At 64.1% G+C, this 15,145-nt stretch carries 15 protein-coding genes; 7 read left to right on the forward strand and 8 right to left on the reverse strand.

What is annotated here, in order from left to right; translation table 11 throughout:
* Positions 1–33: 33 nt before the first annotated feature.
* The 5 genes from zapE to DKM43_RS05530 all read right to left on the reverse strand — a co-directional run bounded on the left by zapE (position 34) and on the right by DKM43_RS05530 (position 4,692).
* Positions 34–1,167: a cell division protein ZapE gene (gene zapE / locus DKM43_RS05510; RefSeq protein ID WP_109797466.1), complete on the reverse strand. Its 1,134-nt coding sequence runs from the start codon at positions 1,165–1,167 to the stop codon at positions 34–36.
* The gene (locus DKM43_RS05515) at positions 1,164–1,628 is read right to left on the reverse strand and encodes a PaaI family thioesterase (protein WP_109798013.1); all 465 of its coding nucleotides are present in this window, start codon (positions 1,626–1,628) and stop codon (positions 1,164–1,166) included. Before DKM43_RS05515 ends, zapE begins: the two co-directional genes overlap by 4 nt.
* A gap of 36 nt (positions 1,629–1,664) precedes the next feature.
* The gene (locus DKM43_RS05520) at positions 1,665–2,447 is read right to left on the reverse strand and encodes a succinate dehydrogenase iron-sulfur subunit (RefSeq protein ID WP_109797467.1); all 783 of its coding nucleotides are present in this window, start codon (positions 2,445–2,447) and stop codon (positions 1,665–1,667) included.
* Positions 2,448–2,674: 227 nt separating this feature from the next.
* Positions 2,675–3,739 carry a glycosyltransferase family 4 protein gene (locus DKM43_RS05525; RefSeq protein WP_109797468.1) on the reverse strand — a complete coding sequence of 355 codons (1,065 nt, stop codon included), beginning with the start codon at positions 3,737–3,739 and terminating at the stop codon, positions 2,675–2,677.
* Positions 3,736–4,692 (reverse strand): UDP-2,3-diacylglucosamine diphosphatase, encoded by a 957-nt coding sequence (locus tag DKM43_RS05530; protein ID WP_201739790.1) that lies wholly within the window; start codon positions 4,690–4,692, stop codon positions 3,736–3,738. Before DKM43_RS05530 ends, DKM43_RS05525 begins: the two co-directional genes overlap by 4 nt.
* A gap of 160 nt (positions 4,693–4,852) precedes the next feature.
* Here DKM43_RS05530 and recN point away from each other — a divergent pair, with 160 nt between their 5' ends.
* From recN to DKM43_RS05550, 4 genes are read left to right on the forward strand one after another with little or no spacing between them, the layout of a single operon-like run.
* The gene (gene recN / locus DKM43_RS05535; RefSeq protein WP_109797469.1) at positions 4,853–6,517 is read left to right on the forward strand and encodes a DNA repair protein RecN; all 1,665 of its coding nucleotides are present in this window, start codon (positions 4,853–4,855) and stop codon (positions 6,515–6,517) included.
* Complete coding sequence (locus DKM43_RS05540; RefSeq protein WP_236632407.1) at positions 6,517–6,888, forward strand: putative quinol monooxygenase; 372 nt, start codon at positions 6,517–6,519, stop codon at positions 6,886–6,888. The genes recN and DKM43_RS05540 overlap by 1 nt, the downstream gene beginning before the upstream one ends.
* 55 nt (positions 6,889–6,943) lie before the next feature.
* Positions 6,944–9,013: an NAD-dependent DNA ligase LigA gene (gene ligA, locus DKM43_RS05545; protein ID WP_109797470.1), complete on the forward strand. Its 2,070-nt coding sequence runs from the start codon at positions 6,944–6,946 to the stop codon at positions 9,011–9,013.
* Positions 9,014–9,017: 4 nt separating this feature from the next.
* The gene (locus DKM43_RS05550; protein ID WP_109797471.1) at positions 9,018–9,521 is read left to right on the forward strand and encodes a CinA family protein; all 504 of its coding nucleotides are present in this window, start codon (positions 9,018–9,020) and stop codon (positions 9,519–9,521) included.
* On the opposite strand, the gene DKM43_RS05555 is transcribed toward DKM43_RS05550, so the two are convergent.
* The 3 genes from DKM43_RS05555 to bla all read right to left on the reverse strand — a co-directional run bounded on the left by DKM43_RS05555 (position 9,506) and on the right by bla (position 12,213).
* A complete protein-coding gene (locus DKM43_RS05555; RefSeq protein ID WP_109797472.1) occupies positions 9,506–10,303 on the reverse strand; it encodes an enoyl-CoA hydratase/isomerase family protein in 798 nt (265 codons plus the stop codon). The two genes, DKM43_RS05550 and DKM43_RS05555, sit on opposite strands and share 16 nt — an antisense overlap.
* Positions 10,304–10,378: 75 nt before the next feature.
* Entirely contained in the window at positions 10,379–11,335 is a 957-nt protein-coding gene (locus DKM43_RS05560; protein WP_109797473.1) for a 50S ribosomal protein L11 methyltransferase, read from the reverse strand.
* A complete protein-coding gene (bla, locus tag DKM43_RS05565; protein ID WP_109797474.1) occupies positions 11,332–12,213 on the reverse strand; it encodes a subclass B3 metallo-beta-lactamase in 882 nt (293 codons plus the stop codon). Before bla ends, DKM43_RS05560 begins: the two co-directional genes overlap by 4 nt.
* A gap of 189 nt (positions 12,214–12,402) precedes the next feature.
* Between bla and sdhC the strand changes: the two genes are divergently transcribed.
* The 3 genes from sdhC to sdhA are packed head-to-tail and all read left to right on the forward strand — an operon-like array spanning position 12,403 to position 15,083.
* Positions 12,403–12,828: a succinate dehydrogenase, cytochrome b556 subunit gene (gene sdhC / locus DKM43_RS05570; protein WP_109797475.1), complete on the forward strand. Its 426-nt coding sequence runs from the start codon at positions 12,403–12,405 to the stop codon at positions 12,826–12,828.
* Between the two features lie 38 nt (positions 12,829–12,866).
* Positions 12,867–13,250, forward strand: a complete 384-nt coding sequence (sdhD, locus tag DKM43_RS05575) for a succinate dehydrogenase, hydrophobic membrane anchor protein (RefSeq protein WP_109797476.1) — start codon at positions 12,867–12,869, stop codon at positions 13,248–13,250.
* A 3-nt stretch (positions 13,251–13,253) separates the two neighbouring features.
* Positions 13,254–15,083: a succinate dehydrogenase flavoprotein subunit gene (gene sdhA, locus DKM43_RS05580; protein ID WP_109797477.1), complete on the forward strand. Its 1,830-nt coding sequence runs from the start codon at positions 13,254–13,256 to the stop codon at positions 15,081–15,083.
* The last annotated feature ends 62 nt before the right edge of the window (positions 15,084–15,145 follow it).

A 15,145-nucleotide genomic window follows, 5' to 3' on the forward strand; every position in this document is an offset into this window, starting at 1 on the left:
CAATTACCGCGGAGTTGCGACATCATCGCAGCGTTACGATTGGCCGTGGCCCAGCGCGAGATAATCCTGGCTTTGCATTTCCATCAGACGGCTGACCGTCCGGTCGAACATGAAGCGCCCTTCCTCGTCGCCCTTGCCGCTCCCGTCATAAAGCTCTGAAGGCTGGGCGTCGGCTGTGGCGATAAGCTTGACCTTGTGTTCGTAGAGTGCATCGATCAGCGTGATGAAGCGCGCGGTCTCGTTGCGCAGTTCCGGACCGAGCCGGGGAATCGCCACCACGATCACGGTGTGATAGTGGCGCGCAACGGCAAGATAATCCGCTGCGCCGCGGGCCTCGCCGCACAGCCTCTTGAAGCTGAACACACCCACACCCTTGAGGCTCTTGGGAACGTGCATCACGCGCCCGCCGCCAACATCAAGATCGGCGCTCGGCACGTTCTCGCTGTCTTCGGGTGGATAATCCGTCAGACGGAAGAAGGCATCGCGCACTTTCGCGGTGCTCTCTGGCCCGATGGGGACGTGCCAGGTGCCAACCCCTTGCATCCTTTCCAGTCGGTAATCGGTCGGGCCGTTCAGGGGCAGCACGTCCAGCCGTTCCTGCACCAGTGCGATGAAGGGCAGAAAATGCTCACGGTTGAGGCCATCCTTGTAAAGATCGGATGGCGGCCGGTTCGAGGTGGTTACAACGGTAACGCCGCCATCGCGCATGAGCGCGGTGAACAGCCGACTCATGATCATGGCGTCGGCACTGTTGTTTACGACCATCTCGTCGAAACACAGCACGCGTGTTTGCGCGGCGATGGCAGCGGCAACCGGAGGAATCGGGTCGCCGGTTTCCTTTTCGCGCTCCACGCGCAGGCGCGCGTGCACTTCAAGCATGAATTCGTGAAAGTGCGCGCGGCGCTTGGCGGGCACTGCCAGATTGGCATGGAACAGGTCCATCAGCATGGACTTGCCGCGGCCGACACCGCCCCACATGTAAATCCCGCGCGGTGGAGGCGGTGTCTTGGCGCCCAGCAGGCGCCCTAGCAGACCGGGCGAAGAAGGTGGGGTTTCCAGCTCGCGCTGGAGCGCATCAAGCCTTGTGGCCGCGGCTTCCTGTTCCGGATCAGGCCGCAATTCGCCTGCCGCAACCAGTTCATGGTAGCGTGCGAGGACGGAGGTCATCGCCGGGTGGGTTTGCGAATGGTGCCGTTGAAGGCGGCGATGGTCTCGGCCTCCTGCATCACCAGGCCGCGCAGGAATACCAGACGCCCGGTTTCGCGCAGGACTTCCGTCACGGCATCGAGCGGCTTTCCTATGTGGCCTGCGCCAATGAACTGCGTGGACAGATCAAGCGTGACCGAACCGGCCGCATCGCCATCAAGCAGTGTCCGCATTGCGGCGAACAGGGCAATGTCGACAAGTGACAGCGTCACCCCGCCATGAACGGCATCGAGCAGATTCGAATGCCGCCTTTCGGGGAACATCCGCAACCTTGCCCGGCGAATGCCGTCAGGCCCCTCTTCGATGCGCGTAAGCATCCGGCCCATGGTCTGGGCATTGAAGCGGGTTTCGTCGATGAGATTCCATGTGAACCAGCCGGGATGGTCCTCGGCCGGTTCATAGCGGAAGGTTTGTTCGCTCACCTTGACTGATGCTTCACCGGTCGGACACCACACCAATCAGACGAGGCGCTCGGCCTGCATCTTCTTGATTTCTGCGATGGCGCGGGCGGGCGAGAGGCCCTTGGGGCACACGTTGGCGCAATTCATGATGGTGTGGCAGCGATAGAGACGGAACGGGTCTTCCAGTTCGTCAAGCCGTTCGCCGGTCATCTCGTCGCGGCTGTCTGCCAGCCACCGATAGGCCTGAAGCAGGATGGCCGGGCCAAGGAACTTGTCCGAGTTCCACCAGTAGCTGGGGCACGAGGTGGAGCAGCAGGCGCAAAGGATGCACTCGTAAAGCCCGTCAAGCTTTTCACGCTGTTCGGGCGACTGGAGGCGTTCCTTGCCCGAAGGCGTGGGCGATACGGTCTGAAGCCAGGGACGAATCGAGGCATACTGGGCGTAGAAGTGCGTGAAATCGGGCACCAGATCCTTGATCACTTCCATGTGCGGCAACGGGGTGATGCGCACTTCGCCTGAAAGATCCTCGATCGCGGTGGTGCAGGCCAGACCATTGCGGCCATTGATGTTCATGGCGCACGAACCGCAGATGCCCTCGCGGCAGGAGCGGCGGAAGGTGAGCGTGGGATCCTGCTCGCTCTTCATCTTGATCAGCGCATCGAGCACCATCGGGCCGCACTGCTCAAGATCGATCTCGAAAGTGTCGTAACGCGGGTTTTCGCCGCTGTCGGGATCGTAACGATAGACCTTGAACTTGCGGACTTTGCCTTGGGTCGGCGATGCGTGGTGACGTGCCTTGCCGGTGATCGTGGAATTCTTCGGAAGCGAGAAAGTCGCCATCTTGGTTTCCTGTGCCGCGAAGTTCGCAAGAGTTTGAGTGAGTCGTCCTTAGCGAATGCAGCGCGGGGGGCAAGAGGCAGTGGCCTGCCCAATGGTAGAGGGGCTGGCCAGCTGCTATCGCTACAGGGTATGTGAACAAGACGGGGCAGGTTGGCGCAAGCGGACTATGCTCCCGCCGGTTCGATCAGCCGGGCGCTGATATCCGCGCTTTGGCGCGATGCGTGAAATCAGGCCGGTTCCGGCGCGCGCGCCGGCTCCACCGCTTCGGTGACCGCGGCGAGGAACTGGTCGGTTGCCCGGTCCCAGTTGTAGCGTGCGCCCTGCACCGCAGCGCCAAGCCGGTCGCATTGCAGTGCCTTGGCAATCGCGATCGACAGGTCTTCATCCAGCGCGCCGACCGTCATCGGCAGATTTGCGTCAGGACCGCGTCCGGCAATACCGATTACGTCGAGCGGACCGGGCACGGGATAGGCCGCAACCGGCAGGCCGCAGGCGAGCCCCTCGATCATCACGAGGCCGAAAGTATCGGTCCGGCTTGGGAAGACGAACACATCGGCCGCGGCATAGGCGCTGGCCAGCGCTTCACCGTGGAGCGGGCCAAGGAAGACGGCATCGGGATAGCGCGCCTTCAGCCGGACGAGATCGGGGCCATCGCCCACCACCACCTTCGTGCCGGGCACATCGGCATCAAGGAATGCGGTCAGGTTCTTCTCGATCGCCACGCGGCCGACATTGAGCAGCACCGGGCGAGGCAGGCTGGCGATTGCGGGCAGCGGTTCGGCGTGCGGATTGAACAGGCTGCGGTCAATTCCGCGCGTCCACAGGCGGGTGTGGCAAATGCCATGCTGCGCCAGCTCGGCGGCAAGAGTGGGCGTTGAGACAAGCACCGCGCGGCTGGCAGCATGGAAGCGGCGCATCAGCGGCCAGAAGTGTGCGGGCGACAAGCCGGTGCGGACGGCGGCATATTCGGGAAAGCGCGTGTGGAAGGCGCTGGTGAACGGGACCTTGTTGGCCTTGCACCAGCTCCGCGCGCTCCAGCCGATGGGGCCTTCGGTGGCGATATGGACGACATCGGGCGCAAAATCTGCCAGCGTCCGGCGCGTGCCGAAGCGCGGGGCCATGGCAAGTCGGATCTCGCTGTAGCCGGGCAGGGGCAGGGTGCGGAACTGGCCGGGGGTGATAAGCTCTACCTCATGCCCGCGCGAGGCGAGGCGGTCGACCGTGGCAGCCAGCGTGCGGACAACGCCGTTGACCTGTGGGTGCCAGGCATCGGTGCAGATCGCGATTCTCATGCCACGTTCTCCTCGGCCATCTGTTCCTCGCCGCGCTGTGCTTCGGAAGCTGCATCTTCCAGAGCGGGAATGGGCTTGAGGCTGGCCTTGAGCGCGGCGGCGCGGCGGGTCTCCTCGGCCCAGTCGATGATCGACATATGGCCCTGATGGTCTTCGGCGAGAGCGGTGCAGCTTTCGACCCAGTCGCCGTCATTGTAATAGGTGATGTCGCCGATCTGGCGGATTTCGGCGCAATGGATGTGGCCGCAGACCACCCCGTCCACCCCCAAGTCGCGCGCGGCGTGGGCCACGGCCTCCTCGAAATCGCAGACGAACTGGACCGCGTTCTTCACACGCTTCTTCAGATAGGCGGAAAGCGACCAGTAGGGCCGCTTGAACTGGCGACGGATCATGTTGACCCAGACATTGGCCCGCAGCAGCAGCGAGTAGGCCTTGTCGCCAAGGAAGGCGAGCCAGCGGGCATAGAGCACCACGCCATCGAAGCCATCGCCATGCGTCACAAGCAGGCGGCGGCCATCGGCGGTTTCGTGGATCATATCGAGCGCCAGTTCCACGCCGCCGAAGCTCATGCCTGCATAGGGGCGCAGCATTTCGTCATGGTTGCCCGCGATCAGGATCACCCGCGTGCCGCGATGCGCCATCTTGAGCACCCGGCGAACCACTTCGTTGTGCTCATCGGGCCAATACCAGCCCTTGCTGAGCCGCCAGCCATCGACGATGTCGCCCACCAGATAGAGCGTTTCGCATTCGATCGAAGAGAGGAAATCCAGCAGCATCGAGGCATTGCAGCCGCGCGTGCCGAGGTGCACGTCGGAAATCCAGATGGTGCGATACTTGCGCTTGGGCCGGAAGCCGCGCGGTTCCGGCAGGTCCAGCCAGTCGGGAATGGAAACGCTGACGGTGGTGGCTGAGCGGAAAAGCATCTGGCCGTCGATTCTGGCACGGGTTGCCATTGGCGCACCTATTCTTGGGTGGGGTAATCCAAACTGGTGCCGCTGTGGCGGATTCGCATTGCGTGCGTGTGGCATGGTGTCACGCAGGTGAAACAAGTGGGGAACGAATGCCGACAAGCGGTGGTGACGGCGCGCCAATGAGGCGCTAGAGAATCGCGGGATGCTGACCAGTCTTTCGATCCGCAACGTCGTCCTCATCGAAGCGCTCGACCTGTCGTTTGCCGGGGGGCTGGGCGTGCTGACGGGCGAGACGGGCGCGGGAAAATCGATCCTGCTTGATGCGCTGGGACTGGTGCTGGGAGACAGGGCCGACAGCAGTCTGGTGCGCAGCGGCGAGGATCAGGCTAGCGTGACCGCCACCTTCGAGTTCGACCGACTGCCCGACGGCATCCGCCATGCGCTGGCCGAGGCAGATGTGGAAATCGAGCCGGGCGAGCCGCTCATCATCAAGCGGCGGCTCAAGGCTGATGGCGGATCGAAAGCCTTCGTCAACGACCAGCCCGTGGGCGTGGCGCTGCTGCGCGAACTGGCCCGCAGTCTGGTGGAACTGCACGGGCAGCATGATGACCGGGGGCTGGTGAATGCCCGTGGGCACCGCGCCCTGCTTGATCGCTATGCCGGGGCCGACGTGGCCGGGGTCGAGGCGGCATGGATCAAGTGGCGCCGCGCCGAGGATGCGCTTGAGCAGGCACGGGCGCGGCTGGCCGAAGCGCGTGAAGAGCAGGACCTGCTGCTGGCCCATCTGGCCGAACTGAATGCCCTGGCGCCGGTCATCGGCGAGGAGCAGGAACTGGCCGGCCAGCGTGCCGACATGCAGAAGGGTGAACGGCTTTCGGGCGATCTGGCCGAACTGCAACGCCTGTGGGAAGGTTCGGATTCGGCTTTGGCCACCTTGCGCAGCGCCGCCCGGCGGCTTGACCGGATCGCGGGTGAGCATCCCATGTTGGCCGAAGCGCTTGAGGCGCTGGACAGGGCCGTGATCGAGGCGGGAGAGGCAGAGGACAAGCTTGCCCGCGCGGCCGAGGATCTGGCCCATGATCCCGCGCTGCTCGACCGGATCGAGACGCGCCTGTTCGATCTGCGCGCCGCAGCCCGCAAGCACGGATGCACGGTGGATGATCTGCCCCACCGGATGCAGGAAATGCGCGCCGCACTTGACGCCATCGAAGGGGGCGAGGAACAGATCGCCGGGCTTGAACGCGCCGCGCGTGATGCGGCGCTCGATTATCAGGCCAAGGCTGAATCGCTTTCGGTGATCCGGGCCGAAGCGGCGCGGCGGCTCGACAAGGCGGTTGCGGCCGAACTTGCGCCGCTGAAGCTTGATGCCGCGAAGTTTCACACCGCGGTTCTTCGATTGCCCGATGATCGCTGGGGCGCTGGCGGCATCGATGCGGTGGAGTTCCTGATTTCCACCAACCCCGGTGCGGACTTTGCGCCCCTGGGCAAGATTGCGTCTGGCGGCGAACTTTCGCGCTTCATCCTTGCGCTGAAAGTGGCGCTGGCGGAAGAGGGCGGGGCCGCAACGATCATTTTCGACGAGATCGACCGTGGTGTGGGCGGCGCGGTGGCGAGCGCCATTGGCGACCGGCTGGCGCGGCTGGCGCGGGGCGGCCAGTTGCTGGCCGTGACGCATAGCCCGCAGGTGGCTGCGCGCGGAGACCGCCACTACATGATCGCCAAATCATCCGAAGGCACGGTCACGCGCACCTCGGTCAGTCTGCTTGATTCGGCAGCGCGCAAGGAAGAGATCGCGCGAATGCTTTCCGGCGCGGAAGTGACCGACGAGGCACGGGCGCAGGCAAATCGCCTGCTGGAAAAGGCGTAGTGTTTGCGCGGCGCACCGTGCTGGTGGGCGCGGGCGCTGCGCTTCTGGTGGCTGGGAAGGGTCTGGCGATGGAAGAGGTCGAGCCTGAAAACGTCTATGCGATCATCGGCCAGATGAGGGCCGTGCCGGGCAAGCGTGAAGAATTGATCGGCTATCTCGGCGAAGGTTCAAAGGACATGCCCGGCAACCTTGCTTATCAGATCTGGCGCGACAAGGGCGACGAGAACAGCGTGTGGATCACTGAAGTCTGGCGCGACGAGGCTGCGCACAAGGCGAGTTTGGCGCTTCCGCAAGTGCAGGAAGCGATCCGCAAGGCGCGGCCGATCATTGCGGGTTTGGGCGCAAGGGCAGAAGTGGAGCAAGTTGTTTGAGTTTCCATCACCTCCCCGCTCTCTGCTCGGTAGAGGAGACGGAGAAAGTTGCGCCATGACCGCACTGACCGAAGCCGAAGCCGCCAACGAGCTGATGCGCCTTGCAAGGCAGATCGCGCGGCACAACCGGCTCTACCATGCCGAGGATTCGCCGGAGATTTCCGATGCGGAATACGATGCGCTGGTGCGCCGCAATGCCGAGCTTGAGGCTGCCTTTCCCCACCTGATCCGCGCCGACAGTCCGAGCGCACAGGTGGGGCACGAGATAGCATCCTCGCCGCTGGGCAAAGTCACGCACGAAGTGCGGATGATGAGCCTCGACAACGCTTTCACCGATGAGGAGGTGGAAGAGTTCGTCGCGCGCGTGCGCCGGTTCCTTGCCCTTCCGGACGATGCCGAAGTGGTGATGACCGCCGAAGACAAGATCGATGGCCTGTCCTGTTCGCTGCGTTATGAAGACGGGCGGCTGGTGCGCGCCGCCACGCGCGGGGACGGGCAGGTGGGCGAGGATGTTACCGCCAACGTTGCCCATATTGCCGACATTCCGCAGGAGCTGAAGGCCGCCGGGCTGTTCGACATTCCCGCCGTGTTCGAGATTCGCGGCGAGGTCTATATGGCCAAGGCTGATTTTCTCGCGCTCAATGCCCGTCAGGCCGAGAAGGGAGAAAAGGTCTTTGCCAACCCGCGCAATGCGGCCGCCGGATCGCTGCGGCAGAAGGATCCGGCGGTGACAGCGAGCCGGCCTTTGCGCTTTCTCGCGCACGGCTGGGGCGCGGCCAGCGAAGTTCCGGCGTCCAGCCAGTTCGAGATGATGCGCAAGATTGCCGATTGGGGCTTGCCCGTTTCAGACCTTCTGGTCCGGTGCGCTTCGGCTGCGGAAATGCTGGCGCATTACCGCGCCATTGGCGCGCGCCGCGCGGATCTGCCCTATGATATCGACGGCGTGGTTTACAAGGTTGACCGGCTCGACTGGCAGGAGCGGCTGGGCTTCGTCGCCAAGGCGCCGCGCTGGGGGATTGCGCACAAGTTTCCGGCGGAACGGGCCGAAACGACGATTGAGGCCATCGACATTCAGGTAGGCCGCACCGGCAAGCTGACCCCGGTGGGAAGGTTGCGCCCGGTGCTGGTGGGGGGAGTCACGGTCACGAATGTCACCTTGCACAACCGCGACGAGATTGCCCGGCTCGGCCTGCGGGTGGGGGACCGCATCGTGCTTCAGCGCGCAGGTGATGTGATCCCGCAGGTAGTGGAGAACCTGACACGCGAGGTATCGCGCGAAGCCTATGCTTTCCCCGATCATTGCCCCGAATGCCATTCCGAAGCGGTGGCCGAAGACGGCGAGGTCGATGTGCGCTGCACCGGCGGGCTGATCTGCCCGGCGCAAAGGGTCGAGCGCCTCAAGCACTTCGTCAGCCGTGCCGCGCTCGATATCGAGGGGCTGGGCGAAAAGACCATAATCGAGTTTTTCCAACTGGGCTGGCTGGAAAGCCCGGCGGACATCTTCCGCCTGAAAAGGCGCCGCAGCGAGATTCTTGGCCGCGAGGGCTGGAAGGACAAGTCTGTGGACAACCTGTTGGCAGCGATTGAGGCCAGGCGCGCGCCCGATGCCGCGCGGCTCCTGTTCGGGCTGGGCATCAGGCATGTCGGCGCGGTGACGGCGCGCGACCTGATGAAGCGCTTTGTCACGCTGTCGGCACTTCGCGCGGCAGCGGTGAAAGCGCGCGACGGTGATGCAGAGGCGGCGGGGGAGCTGCTTTCCATCGATGGCGTGGGGCCGGTCGTGGTCGGGGCGCTGGGCGATTTCTTTCATGAACCGCACAACCAGGCGGTCTGGGACGATCTCCTTTCCGAGGTTTCGCCACCGCCCTATGTGGTTGAAACGAAAGCAAGCGCAGTGGCGGGCAAGACAATCGTCTTTACCGGCAAACTTGAGACCATGAGCCGCGACGAGGCCAAGGCTCAGGCCGAAGCGCTTGGCGCGCGGGCGGCAGGTTCGGTTTCGGCCAAGACCGATCTGGTCGTGGCCGGGCCGGGCGCCGGATCGAAACTCAAACAGGCCGCAGCGCTGGGCATCGAAGTGATCGACGAGTCGGCATGGGCCGAAATCGTCCGGAACGCGGGGTAACACAATGCTTGATGAACTGGCGGCCATTGGTGCCGAGGCGGGCGCGCTGCTGAAGGCGCGAAGGCAGACGATTGCCGTGGTCGACGGATCGACCGGGGGTCTGATTTCGGCAAGCCTGCTGGCAATGCCGGGTGCTTCGGCGTTCTTTCTGGGCGGTTCGGTGATCTATTCGATGAAGGGGCGGCGCATTGCGCTGGGGCATGAGCCCGGCTCGCTGCGGGGATTTACATCGGCGACCGAGCCTTATGCCCTTGCGCAGGCGCGCCTGATCCGTGAACGGCTGGGCGCGGATTGGGGAATGGCCGAAACCGGTGCATCCGGGGGCAGCGCGCATCCTCTTGGCGTCGCTTCGGGGACGAGCGCAATCGGCCTTGTCGGACCAGACGGAATCGAGGCGTCCGTGCTTGTCACCAATGCCAGCGACAATCGCCTTCAGAACATGCAGGTCTTCACCAGGGCGGCGCTTGTTCTCCTGCGCGATACCCTTCAGGTTCACTCGGCCGCGTAATCCGGTCTGCGCTTTTCGAGGAAGGCCTGCATCCCCTCGCGGAAATTGGGACTGGCCGCCGTCATCAACTGGTTGCGGTTCTCCAGCGCGATGGCGGCTTCGAGGCTGGGAGCGTCGATGGCGAAGTTCAGCCCTTCCTTGGTCATCCTGAGACCCATGGGCGACGCGCCCAGAAGATCGGCGACGAGGCCTTCTCCGGCCTCTTCAAGCTGGTCGTCGGGGACGACTTGCGAAACGAGGCCGGTGGCCAGGGCGCGTGGGGCGTGGATGAAGCGCCCCGTCAGCATGAGTTCGCTTGCTACTGATGCACCGACGAGCCGCGGCAGGAAATAGCTGCATCCCATGTCGCAGGCCGAAAGACCCAGCTTGATGAAGGCGGCGTTCATGCGCGCGCTTTCACCGGCAATGCGGATGTCGGATGCCAGCGCCAGCGAAAATCCGCCGCCACAGGCCGCACCATGGACCAGCGCGACGATGGGCTGCGGGCAGCGGCGCATCTTTACATAGACTTCGGCCAGATAGCCCTGAAAGCCGAATCCTGCGGCAAATGGGGGCGTGTCGCGGTCGGTGCTGCGTTCGCGGATGTCCAGACCGGCACAGAATGCCTTGCCCGCGCCCCGCAGGACAACCACGCGGCAGTCCCGATCATGATGCAGTCGGCCGAAATAGGTGTGAAGATCATGCACCATCTGCAAGGAGATGGCGTTGAGCACATCGGGCCGGTTGAGCGTGACCCAATCGGCCTGCCCGCGCCTTTCGACGATGAAGGTGGCATATTCCATAATGCGCGGCTCCTCTCGTTTAATCGAAAGGTTAAACGCATTCCCGGTGCGCTGGCAATGCGCTTTGCTGCGCTCTCACCAGCGCTTCGACCACTCAGGCAAGGCGCCCACGCGCGAGGAACGGACGCGGCCAGCAGCGCGGCGGCGCAGCCACAGGATAGACCAGTCGCCCCGCACCATGCGGGCAGCCAGACGAAGTCCCGCCTTGCGATAGGCGGCACGCACGGCGGCTTCCTGCGTTTCCAGCAACCCCGCCAGCAGCACGCTTCCGCCCGGAACAACTGCACGGGCAAAGGCAGGGGCAAGTTTGACCAGCGGCCCGGCGATGATGTTGGCGATCAGCAGGTCATAGGGTGCTGCCGCTTCAAGCAGCGGATGATCCATGCCGGGGGCGATGACCATGGCCATGCGCCCCGGCCCGTCGCCCAGCGCAATGCCATTGTTCGCCGCGTTTTCAGCCACGACGGGGCCGCACACGGCATCGATGTCGCTGGCAATGGCGCGGGCCGTGGGCCACAGATGCAGCCCGGCAAATCCGAGCAGGCCCGTTCCCGTGCCGATATCGGCCAGATTGCGCACCCGGACCCCCTGCCGCTTCATGTGGCTGAGCATGGCGAGGCAGCCCGCGGTGGTGGCGTGCTGGCCGGTGCCGAACGCCTGGCTGGCAGGAATGACGAAATCGCGCACGCCCGGCCGGGCGAGAGGGGGGTATTCCGGGGTGTGAACGTGAAACACGCCCTCGCGGATCGGTTCGACACCCTGCTGGCTCAGCGTAACCCAATCGGCATCGGGAAGTTCTTCGATGTTCAGCCGGGGCGGCGTGCCTTCGAAAAGATCGGCAATGGCGTTCTGATCGGCTTTCGTGGGCTTGCGATCGAGCCACGCTTCAAGCTGCCAGTCATCGGGCTTGTCTTCGGCAATCTCGCTTCCGGCGATGACGATTTCGGGATCCCAGTCCCATGCATCCTCGTGCGCCACCAGCGCGGCCTGAATGATCGACCGCGGGGCAAGAACGGTGATCTTCCAGCTCATCGCGCCAGTGCCTTGTCAAGCCGGTCGCGTGCGGCGGCGGCAAGAGCCTTGCAGGCGGCCGGGTCGGCCAGCGGCTGGTCGCCTGCCATGCGCTCGAACATCGCGCTCGCGCCGGGGTGCGGGGTCAGCAGGATGCCGCAATCCAGCGCCTCAACCTGCGCGAAGGTGCGGCGGAACATGGCCACGCGCTCTGGATGATCGGCAAAGCGATAGGTGCCCAGCGGAAGGGCGGTGAGGCTGTCCACATAAGTGACCGTTCGGCAATCCCGATCGCCTGCGGCCCCTTCGCATGATTTCCAGTGCCAGCTTGTCGATCCCTCGGTGTGGCCGGGCGTGGCAAAGGCCGTAAGCCGCAGCGGGCCGACCGATACGACATCGCCAGTGCGGATGATCCGGTCCACCCGTGCCTTGGGGGAACCGTGGATTTTCTGCGCCTGCGGATCGGCCGGGCTGACCTTGCCGCTGCGGATAACCCGCGCGGCCTCGCGCGTGGCGACAAACCTTGCGCCGGTGGCCTTCAGGATGGCGGCAAGGCCGCCCACGTGATCGAAATGTTCATGGCTTGAGACGACAAGCCGCACATCCTGCGGATCGAACCCGGCCTTGCGGATGTTGGCGAGGATGGAAGGGGCGGCTTCCTCGGTCACGGCATCGACAAGAATATGGCCTTCGGGGCCAGCGACAAGCAGGGCGGAGACGGTGCAGGTGCCCACATACCAGACATTGCCGAACACGCGCGCCGGGGGCGCAGGGTCGGAAAAACTCTCCTTGCCCTCGCACTGTCGGATGATTTCGCGCGTGGCTGCGGGATCGGCGGGGGCAGGGGATGCTGCGGCTGCGGCTGCGGCTGCGGCAGCGAGGGCAAGGGCAATGCTCATGCCGTCAAGCGTCTAGGCATGGGGCAGGGGGCGCGCAACCGCCTTTGTCGGCATGAGTGGCGGCGCCTGCCGGGGCTGTCCTTTTTTACATCCCGCATACGCTTGCGCGGCAGGTCTTTTCGACTAATAGGACTTCGTTCCTTTCGCGGGCTTCCCGCAATCCTTGTACCTAGTCGAGGGGGTATATCCATGGCGCAATCGCGCAAGGCACGGCCGATTTCTCCGCATCTCCAGATCTGGCGCTGGGGTCCGGCCATGCTGGTTTCGATCCTTCACCGCATCACCGGCAATGGTCTTGCCTTTGCGGGGCTTGGTCTGCTGCTGTGGTGGATCGGCGCTCTGGCCAGCGGCGAGCAGGCCTATCAGATCTTCCTCGATTGGGTATGGCTCGGCACCGCGGGCGGCGTGCAGGCATTCACCGCCATTCTGGGCAAGGTTGTGCTCGTGGGCCTGACATGGGCCTTCTTCCAGCACGCCGCCACGGGCATCCGCCACCTCATCCTTGACATCGGCGCAGGCTACGAGCTTCAGACCAACGCCCGCTGGTCGATCCTGACGATGGTCTTTTCGATCCTTCTCACCATCGCCTTCTGGGCCTTCGTGCTGCTGCGCTGAGCGCCGGCACCGACGATATAGCAAGAGAGGCATCCAACATGGGTAACGGCACCTCCATCGGCCGCGTGCGCGGGCTTGGCTCAAGCCATCAGGGCACGCATCACTGGCTGACCGCGCGGCTCACGGCCGTGGGCAACCTTGTTCTCATCACCTTCCTGATCGTCAGCCTGGCACTGCTGCCGGATCATTCCTTCGCCACGGCGCGCAGCTGGGTGGCGCGTCCGGTGCCGTCGGTGGCGCTGATCCTCATCATGGTGAACACCTTCACCCATGCCCGTATGGGCGTGCAGGTAATGCTTGAGGATTATGTCCACGAAGAAGGCGGCAAGATCGCGGCGTGGCTGCTGGTCAACATCGTGCCCTTCGCGGCTGCCGCTTTCGGCATTCTTTCGGTTCTGCGCATTGCTCTTGGGGGCGCATAAGACATGACTTCGACTCAGCCTGCCTACAAGATCATCGACCACACCTATGATACCGTTGTCGTGGGTGCGGGCGGTTCGGGCCTGCGCGCCACGATGGGTTCGGCACAGGCCGGCCTGCGCACGGCCTGCATCACCAAGGTTTTTCCCACCCGTTCGCACACCGTTGCAGCGCAGGGCGGGATCGCCGCCAGCCTCGGCAACAACTCGCCTGACCACTGGACCTGGCACATGTACGATACCGTCAAGGGATCGGACTGGCTGGGCGATCAGGACGCCATCGAATACATGGTGCGCGAAGCCCCTGCCGCGGTTTACGAGCTTGAACATGCCGGGGTGCCGTTCAGCCGCAATCCCGAAGGCACGATCTATCAGCGTCCGTTCGGCGGTCACATGCAGAACATGGGCGAAGGCCCTCCGGTGCAGCGCACCTGTGCCGCAGCTGACCGCACCGGCCACGCCATGCTTCACGCGCTCTATCAGCAGAGCCTGAAGTATGATGCGGACTTCTTCATCGAATACTTCGCCATCGACCTCATCATGGAGGATGGCCCGGATGGTGTGCCGGTCTGTCGCGGGGTGATCGCGCTGTGCATGGATGACGGTTCGATCCACCGCTTCCGCAGCCATGCCGTTGTGCTGGCCACGGGCGGTTATGGCCGTTGCTACTTCACCGCGACTTCGGCCCACACCTGCACGGGTGACGGGGGCGGCATGGTGCTGCGTGCGGGGCTGCCGCTTCAGGACATGGAGTTCGTGCAGTTCCATCCCACCGGCATCTATGGCGCGGGGGTGCTCATCACCGAAGGCGCGCGCGGCGAGGGCGGCTATCTCACCAACTCCGAGGGTGAGCGCTTCATGGAGCGTTACGCACCTTCGGCCAAGGACCTTGCCTCGCGCGACGTGGTTTCGCGTTCGATGGCCATGGAAATCCGCGAAGGGCGCGGGGTGGGGCCGCACAAGGACCACATCTACCTGCACCTCGATCATATCGATGCCAATGTGCTGGCGGAACGCCTGCCGGGCATCACCGAAAGCGGCAAGATCTTTGCAGGCGTCGACCTTACCCGCCAGCCGCTCCCCGTGGTTCCGACCGTGCATTACAACATGGGCGGAATCCCGTGCAATTATCATGGCGAAGTCGTCACCATCGGTCCGGACGGCAATCCGGAAACGGTTGTCCCCGGCCTGTTCGCGGTGGGCGAAGCGGCATGTGTTTCGGTCCACGGCGCCAATCGTCTCGGCTCGAACTCGCTGATCGACCTTGTCGTGTTCGGCCGTGCCACGGGTCTGCGCCTCAAGGAGCTTATCAAGCCCGGCACGTCGCACAACTCGCTGCCGAAGGACAGCGCGGACATGGCGCTTTCGCGTCTTGACCATTTCCGCCATGCCAAGGGCGGCTCGCCCACGGCACAGGTGCGCACCGAAATGCAGCGCACCATGAGCCAGCACGCCGCCGTGTTCCGCACCGACGAACTGATGGCCGAAGGCAAGGTCAAGCTGGCCGAAACCTACAAGCGCATGGAAGACATCCATGTTTCCGACCGTTCGCTGATCTGGAACTCGGACCTTGTCGAGACGCTGGAACTGGACAACCTCATCAGCCAGGCCACGGTCACGATGCATTCGGCCCACAACCGCAAGGAAAGCCGCGGCGCCCACGCGCACGAGGATTTCCCCGATCGCAACGATGCCGAGTGGATGAAGCACACGGCCGCGTGGTTCAATGGCTGGGGCGGCAAGGGCGGCGAAGTGCGCATCGATTATCGCCCGGTCCACGAATACACGCTGACCGACGATGTCGAATACATCAAGCCAAAGAAGCGCGTTTACTGAGCGCGGCTTTTCTCAGGCACAAGCAATGCGGCGCCGGGGTGCAAACACTCCGGCGCTTTGCT

The sequence above is a fragment of the Novosphingobium meiothermophilum genome, assembly GCF_003171715.1.
Taxonomy (GTDB): Bacteria; Pseudomonadota; Alphaproteobacteria; order Sphingomonadales; family Sphingomonadaceae; genus Novosphingobium; species Novosphingobium meiothermophilum.